This window comes from Myxococcales bacterium, assembly GCA_016716835.1.
Classification (GTDB): domain Bacteria; phylum Myxococcota_A; class Polyangia; order Haliangiales; family Haliangiaceae; genus JADJUW01.
The window spans coordinates 177,031-195,889 of sequence record JADJUW010000002.1; the positions used below are offsets into that span (position 1 = coordinate 177,031).

Annotated in this window: 14 protein-coding genes and 1 pseudogene; 9 read left to right on the top strand and 6 right to left on the bottom strand. The window is 63.6% G+C overall.

From position 1 onward, the window contains the following. Positions 1–146 precede the first annotated feature (146 nt). Complete coding sequence (locus IPL79_15595; protein ID MBK9072404.1) at positions 147–572, top strand: nucleotidyltransferase; 426 nt, start codon at positions 147–149, stop codon at positions 570–572. A 95-nt stretch (positions 573–667) separates the two neighbouring features. Here IPL79_15595 and IPL79_15600 read toward each other — a convergent pair whose 3' ends face one another. The 5 genes and pseudogenes from IPL79_15600 to IPL79_15620 form a co-directional block, all read right to left on the bottom strand. After that, entirely contained in the window at positions 668–2,434 is a 1,767-nt protein-coding gene (locus IPL79_15600) for a hypothetical protein (protein ID MBK9072405.1), read from the bottom strand. Positions 2,435–2,519: 85 nt separating this feature from the next. Then, a complete protein-coding gene (locus IPL79_15605) occupies positions 2,520–5,714 on the bottom strand; it encodes a hypothetical protein (GenBank protein MBK9072406.1) in 3,195 nt (1,064 codons plus the stop codon). Positions 5,715–5,808: 94 nt separating this feature from the next. Next, a complete protein-coding gene (hemN, locus tag IPL79_15610; protein MBK9072407.1) occupies positions 5,809–7,179 on the bottom strand; it encodes an oxygen-independent coproporphyrinogen III oxidase in 1,371 nt (456 codons plus the stop codon). 22 nt (positions 7,180–7,201) lie between these two features. Further along, positions 7,202–7,408, bottom strand: a pseudogene (locus tag IPL79_15615) (cytochrome c oxidase subunit 3). Between the two features lie 985 nt (positions 7,409–8,393). Then, positions 8,394–8,750 (bottom strand): c-type cytochrome, encoded by a 357-nt coding sequence (locus tag IPL79_15620; protein ID MBK9072408.1) that lies wholly within the window; start codon positions 8,748–8,750, stop codon positions 8,394–8,396. 414 nt (positions 8,751–9,164) lie between these two features. Here IPL79_15620 and ccoN point away from each other — a divergent pair, with 414 nt between their 5' ends. From ccoN to ccoS, 8 genes are read left to right on the top strand one after another with little or no spacing between them, the layout of a single operon-like run. Beyond that, positions 9,165–11,357, top strand: coding sequence for a cytochrome-c oxidase, cbb3-type subunit I (gene ccoN, locus IPL79_15625; protein ID MBK9072409.1), 2,193 nt, complete (start codon positions 9,165–9,167; stop codon positions 11,355–11,357). Then, positions 11,344–11,523 (top strand): CcoQ/FixQ family Cbb3-type cytochrome c oxidase assembly chaperone, encoded by a 180-nt coding sequence (locus IPL79_15630; protein MBK9072410.1) that lies wholly within the window; start codon positions 11,344–11,346, stop codon positions 11,521–11,523. Before ccoN ends, IPL79_15630 begins: the two co-directional genes overlap by 14 nt. Next, on the top strand, positions 11,520–12,134 hold the full coding sequence (locus IPL79_15635) for a c-type cytochrome (GenBank protein ID MBK9072411.1): 615 nt from the start codon (positions 11,520–11,522) through the stop codon (positions 12,132–12,134). Before IPL79_15630 ends, IPL79_15635 begins: the two co-directional genes overlap by 4 nt. 6 nt (positions 12,135–12,140) lie before the next feature. Then, positions 12,141–13,568, top strand: coding sequence for a cytochrome c oxidase accessory protein CcoG (ccoG, locus tag IPL79_15640; protein MBK9072412.1), 1,428 nt, complete (start codon positions 12,141–12,143; stop codon positions 13,566–13,568). Beyond that, the gene (locus tag IPL79_15645) at positions 13,555–14,070 is read left to right on the top strand and encodes a FixH family protein (GenBank protein ID MBK9072413.1); all 516 of its coding nucleotides are present in this window, start codon (positions 13,555–13,557) and stop codon (positions 14,068–14,070) included. The genes ccoG and IPL79_15645 overlap by 14 nt, the downstream gene beginning before the upstream one ends. Further along, positions 14,067–14,792, top strand: coding sequence for a sulfite exporter TauE/SafE family protein (locus IPL79_15650; protein ID MBK9072414.1), 726 nt, complete (start codon positions 14,067–14,069; stop codon positions 14,790–14,792). The genes IPL79_15645 and IPL79_15650 overlap by 4 nt, the downstream gene beginning before the upstream one ends. Beyond that, complete coding sequence (locus IPL79_15655) at positions 14,792–17,242, top strand: heavy metal translocating P-type ATPase (GenBank protein MBK9072415.1); 2,451 nt, start codon at positions 14,792–14,794, stop codon at positions 17,240–17,242. Before IPL79_15650 ends, IPL79_15655 begins: the two co-directional genes overlap by 1 nt. After that, positions 17,224–17,430, top strand: coding sequence for a cbb3-type cytochrome oxidase assembly protein CcoS (gene ccoS, locus IPL79_15660; GenBank protein ID MBK9072416.1), 207 nt, complete (start codon positions 17,224–17,226; stop codon positions 17,428–17,430). The genes IPL79_15655 and ccoS overlap by 19 nt, the downstream gene beginning before the upstream one ends. On the opposite strand, the gene IPL79_15665 is transcribed toward ccoS, so the two are convergent. After that, positions 17,393–18,586, bottom strand: a complete 1,194-nt coding sequence (locus IPL79_15665; GenBank protein MBK9072417.1) for a GHKL domain-containing protein — start codon at positions 18,584–18,586, stop codon at positions 17,393–17,395. The two genes, ccoS and IPL79_15665, sit on opposite strands and share 38 nt — an antisense overlap. Positions 18,587–18,859 lie beyond the last annotated feature (273 nt).

An 18,859-nucleotide genomic window follows, 5' to 3' on the forward strand; every position in this document is an offset into this window, starting at 1 on the left:
GCTGCACGCCTTTCCACGCAGCAATGGCTGCTGGCGGGGCGATCGCTGCCAACTCATCGCAGATCGGAGCTGCCGATCGTGTTCCGGCCTGCGCGAACATCATGAGCGACGTGGATCTCGCGCTGCCCGAAGATTTTCGCGATCTTCTGGTGGAGCTCGCAGAGGCTGGTGCCGACTTTGTCATCGTGGGTGGCTACGCGGTGGCGATGCACGGCCACCCGCGTGCGACCAAAGATATCGACATTTTTTTACGACCAAGCCCAGAGAATTCGCGGAAGGTGTTTCAAGCCCTTGTAGCCTTCGGTGCGCCGTTACAGCAATTTGGGGTCACGGAGAGTGAATTCGCAATTCCCGGCGGTGTGCTTCAGCTGGGTGTCGCTCCCTGCCGCATTGACCTACTTACCCAGGCGACTGGCATCACCTTCGAAGAAGCGTTCGCGGACTGTCGAATGCTCACGGTAGGCGGTAGAGAGGTAAGGGTCATCGGCTTGGCAGCGCTACTAAAAAACAAACGCGCCACCGCCCGCCCCCAAGATCTGGCCGACGTCGCTGCACTAGCTTCCGGCGAGTAACTCGGCCACAAAAGCCTAAGTCGATTGTGTTGGATAGGCGCCAGGCCGTTATGTGCCGCGAATGCCAGTCCATCACGGCGAAGACCGCGGCGGTCCTACTGCTCCTGCCAGTGATCGCCGACGTCGCGGTGCGGATGGTTGTGCAGGCCGGCGAGCCACGACGCGAGGCCATGCGTCCAGGCGCTGGTGGAGACGAGCGCGGCTAAGACGCCGACCGAGGCCCACGTCACCCACGGCGCGAGGGTGACGCGCCAGTCGGTGGTCGCGAGCTTGGAGACAAGCACGGTTGTGGGCTCTAGCGAGGCGAGCAGGGTGGGTACCATGGCCATCAGTGCCAGCCAGGTAAGCGCGGCGACGGCGGCTAGCGCGAAGCGTTTCGCGCCGAGATGTGTCGGCGTGGCGAGGTACGCGCGATAGGCGAGCATCAGCGCCAGCGCGGTGATCGCCAGCCACGGCGCGGCGACAAGCGTGGTGCCGAGGGCGACCCACCACATCGGCGCAAACAAGATCCCGGCGACCGCCGCGCCGATGATGCAGCCAAGCGTGGCCCAGGTGCCGTGATGATCTGAGATGAGAACCAAAATGGCAAGCAAGAGCCCAAGGCTGATGCGCCCGGCGTCGTGCGCCATGGCCTCGACGGCAAAGCGCCAGGTGCTCAGCGCTGGCGCCGCAGAGGCGTGATCGTGGCCGTGTTTGTGATCATGGCTGTGCCCATGCGCCTCGCCATGGTCATGCCCGTGGCTGTGCCGATGCCCGTGCTTATGCGGCGCGGCGCCATAGCGACGCACCCACGCGGAGGCGAGCAAGGCGACCACCGCGGCGCTAGCGGCGGCAGCGCCTACAAACGCGACGTGCCACCACAGGCCGGCAAAAAACGCAAAGCCCATCATCTCGACCGCGACAAACGGAAACATCAAGGCATAGGTCCAGCGCGATAGGCCGCTCGCGTCACGCGACGGCGGCAAGCTCGCGGTGTCGCACCGCGCGGGCGCCGCGGTCTCCCACAACGTCATCGCGCGCGCCGCGGTGAGCGCGGGCCAGCGGGCCTGCACCGCGTGCGATGCGGTGCGCAGCAAGAGCCCCAGCGCCAACCACGGCGCAACCATCGTGGCGATATCCCACACCGCGAGCTGCACGCCTTCGTGCGCGTGCGCGGCGGCCTCGGCGTGGCCATGGGCATTGCCGTGCGCATCGCCGCTCATGGTCAGCCACACCAGGCCTAGGCCAGCCAGCGCGCCCGCGAGCTCAGCGAGCTTAACCTTGGGCGTGCGCCGCGGCGGATGCAAATCGTGGAGCAGCAAGTGAAACAGCAAACCCGCGGCAATCGCGTTAAGCGCCGGCGCCGCGGTGCCTAGCGACGCCGCGCCCGCGTCACCCGCGAGCGCACCAATCGCGATCGCGGCCGCCACAGCCAGCGCGCGCAGCCACACGCCGCGGCTGCCAAACGGCGCAAACGCAATGCCCATGGCGCACATCATCGGAATCGTGTGCGCCGCAACCGCGACCACGACGTTCCAATGTACGTGCTCGTCGTGGCCGGTGACCGTGCCAAGCGCAAAGCCATCGAGCAGCTTATGGATCACCAGCGCGGCAAAGGCCGCCGTGAGCACGCTGGTCGTGCTGCGCGTTGGCGCATAGTGCGCCGCCAGGCTTGGCACAAAAAAGGCGAGCGCGAACAACACCAGCGCAAACGGTCCCATAGCCAAGGTCGCCTCCGGCAACACGTCGAGCATCACGGCAGGCACCATGCTGCATAACGCCAGCACGCGAATGCCATGCAGCACGACGGCTGGCACCCGCGCGAGCGCCAGTCCGGCTCCGATGAGGGCCGCCACGCCTGCCGCCAATACGCCCAGCCACATGATGTATGGTCACCCTACCTGGGGCTCATGCCGGTGTCTAACTTTGCGGGTCGGAACGTAGGCCTCTGTCGAGCGGCCTCCCGGTCTAAGGGCAGTCTACGGCGCAGGTAGCCTGGCTCTCCTGCGGCGCGCTGCAGATGAGGTCGCCGCATACGTGACAATCGGCGGCGCAGGTGGCCAGGTTTTCTTCGCTGCCGCAAGCGCCATCGCCGCACATCGCCGACTCGCAATCGGTGGGGCAGTTCGCCCAATTTTCGCTCGCCCCTGTGCACTCGCCGTCACCGCAAAATTCGCGGCCGGGGTCGCACGAGGTGTACGGCAAGCAGAACGGATCGCAAATCCCATCGCAGTCGGGGTCGTCGCAACCAGCATAGCCGTCGCCATCGAGATCAGCTTGATAGCCGTCGCAATGCTCTGCCGTCGTCCCGAGCACCGTTGAGGTCATCAGCCACGTATCGCCGCGCACAATCGGATAAAATTCTTCATCGACGCCGCTCCAGCCGCCAAAGAGCACGGCTTGCTGCCGCCTGGCATCGTAGGCTGCCGCGGTGTCCTGGCGCGCTGGTGGCGTCAGCGAGAAGATTTGTTTGGTCCAGGTGTCGCCGTCCCACTCCCATAAGTCGCCGCGCGGCACGGGTGGCAACGGGCCTCCGCCTGGCCTATCGCCACCATACACAATCACGCTCCCACGCCTCGAATCAAAATACATCGCGTGGCGCGCGCGCGCTTCAGGCGCGGATGCAGACAGTCGCTCTTCCCACAAGCCGCTGACGCCATCCCACTCCCACGTATCGGCTAGATCGCCATAGCTGCCAAACCGGGTGCCGATGCCGCCAAACATGACGATGCGTTGGCGGATGGCGTCATAAGCCATCGCATGGCCGCGACGCGAAGGTGGTGGCACACCTTCCGTCCGTGGTGTCCACACCGCTCCGTTCCACTCCCAGGTGTCGCTCGCATTGCCACCCGCGATCTCGCCACCAAACAGCACGACCCGCTGACGCGCGTGATCATAGGTCATGGCGGCTAACCTGCGCGCCGACGGCCCATCGTTGGGCGTTACATTGGTCCAGCTCTCACCATCCCACTCCCACGTCTCGGCGAGCGACGAGCCGTATAGGGCGCGGCCGCCAAACAGCACGGTGCGGTGGCGGGCTACGTCGTACGCCATCGCATGGTCCGCGAAGGGAGTTGGGGAGACGGCCGGTGTGCGCAAGATCCATCGCAGTCCGTTCCACTCCCAGGTTTGCCGCTGCTCGCCATAATTGTAGTCGTACCCGCCGTAAACCACCACGCGGCCGCGCGCATCGTCATAGGCGGCGGCATGTCGGCCCATCGGCACAATTTCTTGCGAGGCGGAGGCGTCACGCCAGGTCGCGCCCGCGAGTAGCCACGTGTCTTGCAAGCTTGGGTCATAGCCGAGGCCAAACATGCCATCTTCGCCGCCCATGATCAGCATCGCATTTTGCGAGGCGACCCACGCCATGTCATGTGCCAAGCGAGCTGAGGGCTTGCTGCCGGTGGGTTGATGCGACCACGTGGCGCCATCCCACGACCACAGGTCGTCATTGCTCACGCCGTCATCGCCGGCATGGCCACCATAAATAAGCACGCGCTGGGTGGTGGCGTCATAGGCCATGGCGTGGAGGCGACGTGGCGTGGGCGGATCAACCGCAGCGATCTCCACCCAGCTCGAGCCGTCCCACTCCCAGGTGTCGCCATAGTTGCCGTTCCATGTGTCCGCGTCGCTGCCACCAAAGAGCACGAGGCGTTGGCGCTGCTGATCGTAGGCCATGTCGTGGTAGACCCGCGGTGTTGGCGACAGCGCGGGCGCAAGGGCTAGTTGAGACCATGCGGCACCATCCCAGGCCCACGTGTCACCAAGCAGGCTGCCCCACACCAAGGCCGTCGTGCCGCCGAAAACGATCATCCTGCCCTCTGCATGGCTAAACGCCGCCGCATGCATCGTCCTCGCGGGCGGCGAGTTCGCGGGGCTTCGCAGCGTCCAACTGACGCCATCCCATTCCCAGGTGTCGTCGTAGCTGGAAAACTCATTCAGGTTGCCGCCAAATAAGACCATCGTTTGACGTAGAGGATCATAGGTCAATGTGTGGCCCCAGCGCGCTGCCGGCGTCGCTGCGGGAAACACTTGGGTCCACACGCCATCGCGCCAAATCCACGTATCGCCTAGCGCCATTTCATTTGGGTGCCCCCCGACCTGCTCATTGTATAGGCCACCAAAAAGCACCACCGTATTGGTGCGTGGGTCATACGCCATGGCGTGGTGGCGGCGCTTGCTGATTGGTTCGATAGCGTCTACCTCGTCCCAAATCAAGGTCTCGGCCAAGCAGACGTCGACGCAGCCGTCGCTGCTGCGGGCATTTGCATCATCGCATTGCTCGCCGGCGAAAAAATCGACGATGCCATTGCCGCAGCTTTCGTTGGACTGACAATCGGGTGTACAGCCGTCGCCGGCGACAAGGTTACCGTCGTCGCAGGTCTCGCCAGCATCGAGCTGGCCATCGCCACAGCGGCGACAATTTGAATAGCAGCCATCGTCGTTGTCATTGTTATCGTCGTCGCAGGTCTCGCCGGTGATGCTGTCGATGACGCCGTTGCCGCAGGTCTCATCGGATTGGCATTCTTGCGAGCAGCCGTCGCCGCGCGTCGTGTTGCCGTCGTCGCAGACCTCGCCGTCGTCGATGATGGCGTCGCCGCAGCGCTGCGGCTGGCAGTTGGGGCGACAGGCCGCATCGGGCGCGTTGCTGTTGGCGGCGCCTTGGTCGCAAATCTCGTTGAACTGCAAGTCGGTGACGCTATCGCCGCACGTCGGGACGATGCAGCCGGCCTGGCATCCGTCACCGTTGACAAAATTGCCGTCGTCGCAGCTCTCGCCCTTGATCGGATCGAGCACCCCGTTGCCGCAGGTTTCGTTTGACTTGCAGTCGGCGGAGCAGCCGTCGCCGCTATCGCGATTGGTGTCGGCGCAGACCTCGCCGGCAGCCTCGTCGATGATGCCGGTGCCGCAGCCAATCGCGACGCAAGAAGTTGGCAGGCACGCGCCGTTGTCGATTGGATTGCTGCCGGCAATGACTTGGCAGGCGGCACCCTCGGCCTTGTTTTCGCACGCCGCCAGCGCGAGGTCGGCAACGCAACGCCCGTGGCCATCGCATTGGGTACCGCTTGGACACAACAGCTCGTCGCACGACGTTACGTCGGGCGTGACCGTGCATGCGCCTGCGAACGCAAACAGCGCGATCAGCAAGAAAAGCTTAAACATGTCCGAATTATAGGGCGGTCGCCTAGTAGGTTAATAGGCGCATCGGTAGGCGGGCTGCCGGCATGGCGCGTCCACGTCGGGGGGCCCGCGGCCGCTAGACGGTCGCCGAAAAGCGCGCGGCCGTGGGCGCCGCGTGTAGGCGGCGATCAAATAGCATGCAGATGTTGCGAAGAAACGTACGGCCGGCTGGGGTGATGTTCACCACGTCGCTTTCAAGCCGGACAAGGTCGTCGTGCACCAGCTCGCGCAGCCCGGCTTCGATGTCCGCACGCATCTCGGCGGGCCAGTCGCTTGGGTCATACGTCGCCGTGCCCTGGCACATCAGCGCCAAAATATGACGGCGCACTACGACGTCGTCATCGGTTAGCAGATGGCCGCGCACCACTGGCGACGTGCCGGCCTGCACCAAGGCCATGTAATCGGCCACCGTCTTTTCGTTTTGCGCAAACGCGGTGCCGCAGTCGCTGATGCTCGAGGCGCCCAGGCCAAGCATCACTTCGGTGCGCCTGGTGGTGTAGCCCATGAAATTGCGGTGCAGGGTGCCACCACGCGTCGCCCGCGCGAGGTCATCACCTGGCAACGCGAAGTGGTCCATGCCGATGTCTTCGTAGCCCGCCGCCATAAACAGCTCGCGGCCGAGGCAAAACAGCTCCAACTTCTGCGCGGGCGTTGGCAAATCCGCCTCGGAAAATCCGCGCTGGCCGGTATTCCCGATCCACGGCACGTGCGCATACGAGTAAAACGCAATGCGATCGGGACGCAGCGCGATCGTGGTTGCGATCGTCTCGCGCAGCGAGGCCAGGGTTTGCTTCGGCAGCCCGTAAACGAGATCGTGACTGACCGAGGTGTAGCCGAGCTCGCGCGCGGTCTGCGTCACGCCGCGCACCTGCGCCGGGCTCTGCACGCGATGGATAGCCTGCTGCACCGCAGGCGCGTAGTCCTGCACGCCAAAGCTAACCCGGCGAAAACCACGCGTCCCGAGCGCCTCCAAATGTGCGCGCGTCGTATTGCCGGGATGGCCCTCAAAGCTGTACTCGCATTCGGCAGCGGCCAGCGGTGTCGCCAACGCTTGCAGGCCGTCGACCAATTGCGCCAGCCGCGCCGGCGCGAAGAAACTAGGCGTGCCGCCGCCAAAATGCAACTCGGCAATGGCGACCTCGGGCAGCGCCGCGCGCCACGCCGCCCACTCCGTTAGCAACGCCTCAATATACGGCCCCTCGACGTCGTGCTTTTTAGTGATCTGCCGATTGCAGCCGCAAAAGGTGCACAGACTCTCGCAATAGGGCAAATGGACGTAAATGGAGATCGGCGCGGGCGATGGCAGTGTGCCTACCGCAGCGACTAGGCGCGCTTGCCAGGCGGCCGGCGAAAAGCCCTCGCTCTCCCAATATGGCACCGTCGGATAGCTGGTGTAGCGCGGTCCCGCGGTGGCGTATTTTGCGACGAGAGAAGCTACGTCTTGCATCGTCGTCTGTAAGCACTTCGCGTCAGTGGATCAAATACATCAGCGGAAACAAGAAGATCCAAATCAAGTCGACTAAGTGCCAGTACAATGCCGCGTAGTCAATGGGCCCAAAATAGGTCGGGCCAAAATGACCGAGCATGGCGCGCAAAAACAGCCACAGAAAGACGATGATGCCGGCGATGACGTGAATGCCATGTAGACCAGTCATCGCGAAGTAGATGCTAAAGAACATGTTGGTCTTCGCCGGTGGCGGGCCATCTTTGAAGGCGTTGTGGCCTCCATGGGCTACCGCGCCTGCGCCGCTCGCCTCGGTCTTGATCGCGCCGGATGCCACGGGTGCTGACGCGGCATACGGATCAGCGGGGGCAGGTTCGGCCGACGCCTTGCTACACGCCGCCTCGATTTGCACCTTGGCGCCACGCGCGAGATGATCGCCGTATTCCACCAAGATCGCATGTTGCGGCAGGCCATCCGCGCCGCGCGGACACACGGCCGGGTTGGCTGAGACTTGCCAGCATGGCGCCACATGCTTGGTTTCCTCGCAGGAGGCAATCTTGCGGCTGCTCTCTTCGACTTTCTCAGTCGCGCCACCGTTCTTGCGGAACGTCACGATGCGTTCGGTGACGCCGCACGACGCCTGAATGCCCGGCGCGGCCTTGTCCTTATCCAGATCGCCTTCAATGCAGCCCGTCGCGGCTTTCGCGGCGGCGAAGTCGTAGATGATCGTCGACTTGTGGCCGGGGCACTTATTGCCTTTGTTGACCAAGGGCTTGCCGCTGGCCGTGATGCACGGATCAAATTTCGCGCCGTAGACCAGGCCTTCGTGAAACTTGTGGCTGTACTCAAAATACTTGATCACCAAAAAGCCAAACGCACAGGCGATGGTCGCCAAGAGCAGCCCCACCAACAGCCGCTGCTGATTTAGCTGCGCCGCGCGCACCGCCCACGCCGCGGTGAGGCTGGAGACCAGCAGCACGGCGGTGTTGATGGCGCCCATCGTGACATCGAGGTAGCTATGGGCGTACGCGTAGATCTCGGGGTGAAACGAGCGGTACACGATGTACGCGACAAAGAGCCCCGAGAAAAATAGGATCTCCTGCACCAAGAAGAACCACATGCCGAGCTTGCCGGCATCAAATTGATGCTTGGCGTCGTCGTAGTGGTGTTGGATGAAGCGACTTTCAGAAGAATGTGCGGATGACTGTTCCATAAAGTTACTCGCCGATGACGCGGATCATTTTGACCAGCTCGGCGACAACCTCGGGCTTAGACTCGAGTTGGGGCGCGGGTGGCATGGTAGGGCTTTTACCAATTGCGGCGCCGCCTTTCAAAATCACGGTGGCAATTTGCTCGTCCGTCACCGATTTTTGCCATTCTTTGTCTGAATAATCCCGCGGTTTTGGGTTGAGTCCGGCGGCGGCTGCCCCATCACCCCGCCCACCGGCGCCGTGGCAGGTCGAGCAAAGCGAACCAAACAGCGCCTTGGCTTCGGCCTTTGCGGGCGAATCCGCCGCCGCTGGTGCCGCGGCAACCGCGGTCTGGCCCGCCGTCTTAACCGCTTCGCCATCCATTTCGTTGGATTTCTTGCCACACGCCGCGAGGGTGGCGGCGGCGACGAGGGCAAGGGTTGCGCTGCCGAGGAGGAGGGACCTTACTGACCGAATAGTTGTCTTCATTGTGAGGCGTTGGTAAGCAAATGCAGCGTCTTGGGCAACGTTTTTGTGCGCCTAAACTAGCAACGTTGCTGCGGCCGAGCGTCACAACCAAGGGCATGCCAACCGGCATGACAACCGGCATGACAACCGGCATGGCAGCCACCATGGCAAATTGACGCAGGCGTGGCGAATTGTCGCGCGCGTTCCTTGCATAGGAGAGGGGAGCGATGGCCAATGCCACGCAATTTTTGCGCGTAACTGTAACCAACTTACCACCTCCGCCAGTTCTATGACGGCACGTAAGTTGCTATTGGGTTCGCTGAGGAATTCATGGCTCAGACAGAAACCGTAGTTTACGACGACGCAATTGTTCGCAAGTTCGTCACCGCCAGCATCGTCTGGGGTGCGGTCGGCATGTTGGTGGGGCTGTGGATCGCCCTCCAGCTCGCGGTCCCCAGCCTCAACGTGACGCAATATTTTAGCTTTGGCCGCCTGCGGCCGCTGCACACCAACGCGGTGATCTTTGCCTTTGCCGGCAACGCCATCTTTGCGGCCATCTATTACTCCTCGCAGCGGCTGCTCAAGACGCGGATGTTCTCCGACCTCTTGTCGTCCTTACATTTCTGGGGCTGGCAGCTCATTATTGTGGCCGCCGCCATCACCTTGCCGCTGGGCATCACCCAGGGCAAGGAATACGCCGAGCTCGAGTGGCCGATCGACATTGCCATCGCCGTGGTGTGGGTGACCTTCGCGGTAAACTTCTTTGGGGCGATGTGGAATCGCCGCGAAAAGCACATCTATGTCGCGCTGTGGTTCTACATCGCCACCATCATCACCGTCGCTATCCTGCACATCTTCAACAACCTCGTCATTCCGGTCAGCGCGTTCAAGAGCTATCCGATCTACGCCGGCGTCGAAGATGCCTTCATGCAGTGGTGGTACGGCCACAACGCGGTCGCCTTTTTCCTAACCACGCCATTTTTGGGCATGATGTATTACTTCTTGCCGAAAGCGGCGGATCGCCCGGTTTATAGCTATCGGCTATCGATTATTCACTTTTGGTCGCTGGTGTTTATCTACATCTGGGCCGGGCCGCATCACCTGCACTACACCGCGCTGCCGGCGTGGTCGTCGACGCTCGGCATGATCTTCTCGGTCATGCTGTGGATGCCATCGTGGGGCGGCATGATCAATGGCCTGCTCACCCTGCGCGGCGCGTGGAAGCGCGTTGCCGAAGACCCCGTGCTCAAGTTTTTCGTGGTTGCCATCACCTTCTACGGGATGTCGACATTTGAAGGCCCGATGCTCTCGATCAAGAGCGTCAACTCGTTGTCGCATTACACCGACTGGAACATCGCGCACGTGCACGGCGGCGCGCTCGGCTGGAACGGCTTCATGTCGTTCGGCATGTTTTATTGGCTGGTGCCGCGGCTCTTTCAAACCAAGCTGTATTCGATCAAGCTCGCCGGCGTCCACTTCTGGATCGCCACCCTCGGCATCTTGCTCTATGTGCTTTCGCTGTGGACCGCGGGCATCACCCAGGGCCTGATGTGGCGCGCGTTTGATGATACGGGGCGTCTGCAAAATCCAGACTTCCTCGAGACCATGTTGCAGCTCATCCCGCTGTATTGGGTGCGCGCCCTCGGCGGCACCATGTACCTCGTGGGCACGTTGATCGGCGCCTACAACATCTACAAGACGTGGACCACGCGCCCTGCGGTCTACGCCGACGTCACCGCCAGCGTGCCGCCGCGGGTGCGAGATCTCGGCAAGGCGGTCGCCGACGGCCCCGAGGTCAAGCTGCATCGCCGCTGGGAAGGCCTGCCCATGGTCTTCACGGTGCTCGTCACGCTCTCGGTCATTGTCGCCTCGCTGTTTGAGATTATTCCGACCTTTCTCATTGGCAGCAACGTGCCGCGCATCGCCTCGGTGACGCCGTATACGCCGCTGGAGCAATATGGCCGCGATATCTACATTCGCGAGGGTTGCTACAACTGCCATTCGCAGATGGTTCGCCCGTTTGTCGACGAGACCGTGCGCTATGGCGAATACTCCAAGCCCGGCGAATTTATCTATGATCGGCCGTTTCAATGGGGCAGCCGCCGCATCGGGCCCGATCTGCACCGCGAAGGTCAGAAGGGACGCAATCATCGCTGGCACTACATGCACTTCGAGCAGCCAACCTCGACGTCGGCGAAGTCCATGATGCCGCCGTACCCACACTTGCTTCGCCAGGAGATCAAGTGGGACACCATCCAGCCGCGCATCAACGGGCTGGCGATGCTGGGGCAACCCTATAGCCGCGACGTGCTCAATGATGCCGGCGTGGTGGCGCGGCAGCAGGCCGAGCTGATTGCCACGGATTTGGCGGCGCAGGGCGGCCCCAAGGGCACGGCGACCAAAGAAGTAATTGCGCTCATCGCCTACATGCAGCGCCTCGGCACCGACATCACCAAGGATGTGCCGCGGGCCGCCGCGGGCGCCGCGTCGTCAGGCAACGGAGGTGGCTATGAGTCTTTCTGAGCTAATGTCGAAGATGGGCGTCGCCGATTTTACCGGCGCGGCGCTCATTATTTTCTTTGTCGTCTTTATCGCGGTGGGCGTGCGTGCGTTGCTCTATCGCAAGCAGACCGTTGAATACAAGAGCCAGCTCCCGTTCGAAGACGGGACCAAGGAGCCAAGCCGATGAGCGAACCAACCATCAAACCAGCCGAGCCTCAACGCGACACCACGGGGGCACCGCTGCTGAGCCACGACTACGACGGCATCCAAGAATTCGATAATCCGCTGCCCGGCTGGTGGACCGCCATCTTGGTGCTCAGCGTGATCCACTCGGTGGCGTACTTCATTTGGTTTCACGGTGGCGGCCCTGGAAAATCCGAGACGGAAACCTATGCCGCTGAGTGGGCGGACTACGCCAAGCTTAAAAAGGACGTCGCGGCGAAGGAAGCCGCCGAGATCTCCGAGGCCACGCTCGCCGCCGCCAGCAAAGATCAGGCGGTCCTCGCGCGCGGCAAAGAAGTGTTTACGATCAATTGCGTCAGCTGCCATGGCCCCGCCGGTGCGGGCTTGGTTGGGCCAAATCTGACCGACATGTCACAGATCCACGGTGCGCAGCGCCTCGACATTTACAAGACCATCCGCGATGGCGTCATCGACAAGGGCATGGTCGCGTGGGGCACCATGTTGACGCACGAGCAGGTGGTCGACGTGACGGCGTACACGGCCACGCTGCGCGGCCAGAACGTCGCCGGCAAGGCCGCGGAAGGTCAAGCGGTTTCGCCATACGCGATTCCGTAGGGCACAATGACCGCGCCCAAGCAAGCCCCCGAGCGCGTCCTCTCGACGCTCAACAACGACGGCTCGCGGTTTTGGATTCATCCCAAGCTGGTCAAGGGGCGGCTGTGGTGGCAGCGGGCGGTGGTCGGCTACGCGCTGATTGCCTTGTTCGTCGCGCTGCCGATCATCTCCATCGACGGCAAGCCGGCGATGTTGCTCGACATCTTGGCGCGCGAGTTCACGCTGTTTGGCACCACGTTTCGCCCCAGCGACACGTTCTTGCTGCTCTTGCTCGGCATTGCGTCGTTGCTCTCCATTTTTTGGATAACCGCGCTGTTTGGCCGCATCTGGTGCGGCTGGGGCTGCCCGCAAACCGTTTACATGGAGTTTGTCTTTCGCCCCATCGAGAGCTGGCTTGAGGGCGGGCCGACCCAGCGCAAGGCGCTCGATCAAAAACGCCCAACCTGGCGCCGTTTGGCTAAATGGGCGATTTTTGCGGTCATCGCGTTTGCCATGGCCAACATCTTTTTGTCGTATTTTCTCGGCTGGCACCGGCTGGTAAAATGGATCGGCAATGTGCCCAGCGAGCATCCGTTTGGCTTTGCCACCGTGATGTTTGTGTCCGCGCTCGTGTTTTTTGATTTTGCCTATTTTCGCGAACAGATGTGTACCGTGGCCTGTCCCTATGGGCGCCTGCAGTCGGTCTTGATTGATCCGAATTCGCTGATTGTTGGCTACGACGTCGCGCGGGGCGAGCCGCGCGGCAAGCCGGGGTCAAAGAAGAGTTTGCCGGTGGTCGGTGAGGCGCAGGGCGATTGCGTGGCCTGTAACGCCTGCGTCGCGGTGTGCCCGACCGGCATCGATATTCGCAACGGCCTGCAGATGGAATGCATTGGCTGCACGCAGTGCATCGACGCCTGCGAGCCGATCATGGAAAAGCTGGGGCGCCCGACAGGGCTCATCCGCTATTCGTCGCAAAACGAGCTCGAGGGCAAGCCTCGGCAGGTGGTGCGGGCGCGCACCATTCTCTATCCCATCGGCATCTTGGTCGCGCTGACCCTGTTTGCCTATAACCTGTCGCATCGCGGCGGCACCGATGTGTGGGTGGTGCGCAACGCGCAAGTGACGTATCAGGAATTGCCGGGTGGGCGCATCGCGACCTCGGTGCGCGTCAAGATCGAGAACAAGTCCGAAGCGCATCGCGTCTATCGCATCGCGCTACAGGACGCCAAGGGCGAGCTCATCTCGCCAACCTCGCCGCTGCAACTCGATGCCAAGAAGGCCACCACCATCCCGGTGTTTATCAGCGTCGCCAAGGTGGACTTTGAGCACGGCAAGCACGCCTCGCAAATCTTGCTCACCGACGACGCCGGGTTTCGCCGCGAACTGGCGATCACGCTGTTTGGGCCCGAGCATGACGATGAAAAAGAAAAGGGCGATCATGACGACCACTAGCACAGCCAACCCAGGGGGCGCCGAGCCCGCGAACGCCGCCGGCTCGTGGTGGCGCGATCCGGGCAAGCGGTGGATCGGCGTCGTGCTGATCTTGCTGCTCGGCAACGTCGGCATGGTCGGGATGCTGATGATCGCGGCGGGCCCGGCCGATGCGCGGCGGGTTATCCCGGACTACTATCAGCGCGCGGCAACCTACGACAGGGAGATTGCGCAGCGTGGGACTAATCGCCAAATGGGACTCAGCACGCGCATCGTCGCGACCGCCTCGACGTGGACGCTTGGAGTGCGCGGTCGAAACGGCGCGGTCACCGACGCGCGCGTTGGCGTCGCCATCCGCCATCGCAGCCGCCCAGAGCTCGATAGGGCGATCGTGTTAACGCCCGCGAGCGGCGGCTATGAGACCGCGTTGGCGTTACCCGTTGGCCTCTACGACGTTGAGGTCACCATTGAGACCGCAGCGGGCAAATTTATCGATACGCAAGAGGTCGAAATCAAGCCATGACCGCGTCGCTTATCGCCACGGTGTTTGCGGCGAGCATTATTGGCTCGCTGCATTGCGTGGCGATGTGCGGGCCGTTGGCATCGTTGGCAATGGGGCAGAGCGCGGGGCGCGGCCGGTTTGCGGCGGGGCATGCGATCGGGCGCCTTGGCGTATATGCGTTGCTTGGCGCGCTTGCCGGCCTCGCGGGCAAGACCTTTGATTTGGCGGGACGCGCGCTCAACGTGCAGCGCTTTGCGATGATCGTCGCCGGCGGCGTCTTGCTCGCGTGGGGGCTATATCATTTAGCCGTTGCGCTCGGGATGCGGCCGATCGCGGTGAAAAATGCCTTGTATCGCAAGTCGCTGGTGCGTTTGCAGAAGACGCCACCGGGGCGGCGCGCCGTGCTCATGGGATCGCTTAGCGGGCTGTTGCCGTGCGGCTGGCTGTGGTCGTTTGTAATTTTGGCGGCGGGCACGGGCACGGTGCTTGGCGGGCTCGCGGTGATGACGGTATTTTGGGCGGGGACGGTGCCCGCGCTCACCGGCGCGTTAACGCTGTTTGAGCCGGTTTTACGCTATCTGCGGCAGAAACTGCCGTTAGTCACTGCGATCACGGTGGTCGTGCTTGGGCTCATGGCCTTATCCATGCGCGCGCCATTGCTCGCGCGCGACGAGGCGGCGGCATCGGCAAAGACGGTCGACGTGACCAAGGGCGAACTGCCGGCCTGCCACGGGGGCCACTAGTGTCGGCGGTCGCGGCCGCGCAAGCTTCGTCGACCCCGGGCTGCAGCCATTGTGGCCTGTCGCTGCCCGCGGGTGTGACGCCAAGCGAGGCGGGCCTGGCATTTTGCTGCGCCGGCTGCGAGACCGTCTACGAGGTGCTGCGCGATCAGCAGCTCGGCCATTATTACGACATCGCCGGCGTGCGCGCGCCGGCACGCAGCAGCGGCCGCAGCTACGCCGAGTTTGACGATCCGGCGTTTCACAAGCTCTACGTCACCGTCGCCGAAAACGGGCTGGCGCGCACCTCGCTGTTTCTCGAAGATCTGCGTTGCGCCGCGTGCGTGTGGCTAGTCGAGCAGGCGCCGACCCAGCTCGATGGCGTGTCGCAGGCGCGCGCCGATATCGGGCGTAGTCGGCTCGATCTGGTGTTTGATCCTACGCGCACCGCGCTGTCCGCCATCGCGCGGCGGCTCGATCGGGTGGGCCATCCGGCACATCCGTACCGCGGCATCGATCGCGATCTGGCGCGACGCAAGGAAGATCGCGCGCTCTTGCTGCGCATCGGCGTCGCCGGCGCGGTGGTTGGCAACGTCATGCTGCTGGCGATTGCGCTCTACGCCGGTTGGCTGTCGGACATGAACGCGCAGGACACGCAATTTTTTCGCATGCTGTCGATGATCGCGACGGTGCCGACGATTACCTATGCCGCGATGCCTTTCTTTCGCGGCGCGTGGACGGCATTGCGGCAGCGGCGCCTGCACCTAGATTTTCCACTCGCCGTCGGCATCGCCGCGGGCCTTGGGTGGGGCACGCTCAACGTGCTGCGCGGCACCGGCGAGATCTATTTCGACACCGTTGCAATGCTGGTATTTCTGCTCCTGCTCGCACGGTGGGTGCAGGCGCGCCATTACCGCCGCGCCTCGACCTCGGCCGAGATGCTGCTGGGCCTCACCAGCAGCCGGGTGCGGCGCGTGATTGGCGCCGACGACGCGACCATTGACGCGCCGATCGAGGCCATTCACATCGGAGACGCGGTGGTCGTACACGCCGGCGAGACCATTCCCGTCGACGGCGTGATTCGCCGCGGCAGCTCGGCGCTCGATATGGCGCTGCTCACGGGCGAATCACAGCCGGTCGACGTCGCCGTCGGTGCCACCGTGTTTGCCGGCACGCTCAATGTCGCCGCGCCGCTGACGATCGTCGCGACGAGCCTGGGCGAGGAGACGCGCGTCGGGCAATTGGTGGCGCGCATCGACGAACAGCATCGCCGGCGCTCGCGCGTCGAGCAGATGGTCGATCGCGTTTCGGGGCGCTTTGTCGCCGTGGTCTTCGCGGTCGCCATTCTCACCTTTGTCGCGCACGGCGTGATCACTTCGTGGAGCGCCGGCGCCGAGCACGCCATGGCGCTGCTGATTGTTACGTGCCCGTGCGCGCTTGCGCTGGCAACCCCGCTCGCCGTGTCGTTCGCACTGGGCCGCGCCGCGCGTCGCGGCATCTTGATCAAAGGCGCTGATGCGCTCGAGCGCCTCGCCACGCCGGGCACGGTCGTGCTCGATAAGACCGGCACGTTGACGCACGGCAAGCTCACGGTCGTTGCCGCGCTGCCGCATCGCGATGATTTGCCTGCGGTTGCCGCGCTTGAGGTCGGCATGAGCCATCCGGTGGCGCGCGCGCTCGCGGCCGCCGCTTCGCCGCATGCCGCGGGTGCTGTCGATGTCGCGCAGCAAACAGGACGCGGCGTCACCGGCACCGTCGACGGCCAGGCCTATGTTGTCGGCGCGCCGGCGTGGGTGCTGTCGCAAGCGACCATGTCGTCCGAGCTCGCGCGCGCCATGGACGAGGCCGCCCGCCGTGGCGAGACGCCTGTCTTGGTCGCTAAAGGCGGCGCGGTGTCTTCGGTCATTTTGCTGTCGGATCCGCTTCGCGCTGACGCCGCACCCGCTGTGGCACGACTGCGCATGCTCGGCTGGCGCGTAAAAATTTGCTCCGGCGATGCGCCGCATGTCGTCGCGCACGTCGCGGCCGCGCTCGCGGTGGCGCCGGCAGATTGCCAGGGCGGCGCGACGCCCGAGGCCAAGCTCGCCACCATCGAGGCGCTGCGCGCAAACGGCCCGGTGGTCATGGTGGGCGATGGCGTTAACGACGCCGCGGCGCTCGCCGCCGCGACGTGCGGCATCGCGGTGCACGGCAGCGCGGATGCGTCGATCGAGGCCGCCGACGTCTTTGTACGCACCGCGGGCCTGGCGCCGGTGGCGTCGCTGGTGCACAGCGCCAGCCTCACCATGCGGGTGATTCGCCGCAATTTCGCGATCTCTACGTTCTACAACGTCATCATGGGCGGCCTCGCCGTGCTCGGCGTGATCCATCCACTGTGGGCCGCGATTCTCATGCCGCTGTCGTCGCTCACCGTGCTAGCCTCGTCTACGCGCACGAACGCTTTTGGAGCAAGCACATGGCCACCAACTACCTAATCCTCTGGCTTGCCCTCGGCGGCGCGGTGCTCGCGGTGGTCGGCTTTATCTGGACCGTGCGTTCCGGCCAAATGGACGACCTCGACACGCCGCCGCATCGCGTCTTGTTCGACGACACGCCGTCGCCGCCGACCGACGCCTCGACGTCGGCTAGCTCTTCGCCACCACCGCCGGCAACAAAACCTTAAACACGGTGCCGCGGGGGCTGGTCTCCACCTCGAGCGTGCCGCCGTGCAGCTGCACCAAGTTCTGCACGATCGCCATGCCAATGCCGGTGCCCTCGGGCTTGGTCGAAAAGAACGGCTCGTAGATGCGCTGCAGCACCTCGGGCGTAATGCCATGGCCGTTATCTTTGACCTCAATGATCACATGCTTGGACGAAGCGCGCAGCGCGAGCTCGACTCGACCGCCGGGGTTAACCGCCTCAAGCGCATTTCGCACCAAGTTAAACACCACCTGATGCAGCTTGGGGCCATCGATGCGCGCCAGCATTGGCGTCGCGCACGGCACGATGACCAACTCGACCTGGCGCGCGACGGCGCCCGGCCGTTCAAGCTCGACGACATGACCTAGCAGCACGCGCAGATCTTGCTCCTGCGTATCAAGCCGCGGTGGGCGCGCAAAGGCGAGAAAGTCGTTGAGCAGCGCGGTGAGGCGATCGATCTCGTCGTGCACGAGCTTGGCGGGTTCTTGCAGCGAGCGATCAACGCCGAGCTTGGCGAGCCGCCGTTGCAGCAGGCTGAGCTGCAACTTCGCCGAATTGAGCGGATTGCGAACTTCGTGCGCCAGGCCCGCGGTAAGCGCCTGCATGGCGGCGACCTTTTCATTCTGCCGCCGTCGCTCCTGTGCCAGCAATTGCTCTTCGGAGTGAACCTGGTAGTGGCGCAACATGATGGCGAGCTCGATATCAAACAGACGGTTGACGCTCTTGATCTGCTCGCTCAAACCAGCGCCTGCCGCGTCAGCACCACCGTACACGGCGAGCGCCTCGATATAGTCATTGCGGAGCACGTTCATCGCGGTGAGCATGTAGTGCTGCGCCAGCCCGATCTGCACGTGGCGTCGCCCAATGCGTGACCGCCGTTGGTAGAACGCGTCGTCATACGGCCCGCGCAGGCCAGATTCCATCCACGCGACCAACGAGCCTTTTTGCCGCTCGACTTGGGCGTCGTCCTGAAAGATGGCGCGCGCGCCCGCGTCGGCGAGCACCCGCTGATAAAAATGGTCGGCAAAGCGCGGAAAATGCGGCGCGAGCAGGGGCAACATGGCGCTAAGGCGCACGCCATCCGCGACCGAAAACTCGACGTACGCGAGCAGGTCTGGCAGCACGGTTTCCTCGGACACGGCGGCGCACTGTAGCGCGGGAGGCGCGGATTGTCTGCGCAGACCGGCAGGTGAGCGCACGTGTCTTCCTGCTCGCAGATAGATGGTGGACCGGCCGGTGGTCGCACGTGTCTTCCTGCTCGCAGATAGCGTGCGGACCGGCAGGTGAGCGCACATGTCTTCCTGCTCGCAGATAGCACCCCTCCGGGGCACAGCGAGACGGCTGTGGTATCCACATCCCGAGGTGCTAGCCACACCGCCCTGCAATCTATGCTCGCGGAAGAAACGTGCGCC

Bases quoted from the DNA above. Each gene is read 5' to 3' on its own strand.
- IPL79_15600 (MBK9072405.1), bottom strand. From the start codon at position 2,434: ATGTGGCTGGGCGTATTGGCGGCAGGCGTGGCGGCCCTCATCGGAGCC.
- IPL79_15605 (MBK9072406.1), bottom strand. From the start codon at position 5,714: ATGTTTAAGCTTTTCTTGCTGATCGCGCTGTTTGCGTTCGCAGGCGCA.
- hemN (MBK9072407.1), bottom strand. From the start codon at position 7,179: ATGCAAGACGTAGCTTCTCTCGTCGCAAAATACGCCACCGCGGGACCG.
- IPL79_15620 (MBK9072408.1), bottom strand. From the start codon at position 8,750: ATGGATGGCGAAGCGGTTAAGACGGCGGGCCAGACCGCGGTTGCCGCG.
- ccoN (MBK9072409.1), top strand. From the start codon at position 9,165: ATGGCTCAGACAGAAACCGTAGTTTACGACGACGCAATTGTTCGCAAG.
- IPL79_15630 (MBK9072410.1), top strand. From the start codon at position 11,344: ATGAGTCTTTCTGAGCTAATGTCGAAGATGGGCGTCGCCGATTTTACC.
- IPL79_15635 (MBK9072411.1), top strand. From the start codon at position 11,520: ATGAGCGAACCAACCATCAAACCAGCCGAGCCTCAACGCGACACCACG.
- ccoG (MBK9072412.1), top strand. From the start codon at position 12,141: ATGACCGCGCCCAAGCAAGCCCCCGAGCGCGTCCTCTCGACGCTCAAC.
- IPL79_15645 (MBK9072413.1), top strand. From the start codon at position 13,555: ATGACGACCACTAGCACAGCCAACCCAGGGGGCGCCGAGCCCGCGAAC.
- IPL79_15650 (MBK9072414.1), top strand. From the start codon at position 14,067: ATGACCGCGTCGCTTATCGCCACGGTGTTTGCGGCGAGCATTATTGGC.
- ccoS (MBK9072416.1), top strand. From the start codon at position 17,224: ATGGCCACCAACTACCTAATCCTCTGGCTTGCCCTCGGCGGCGCGGTG.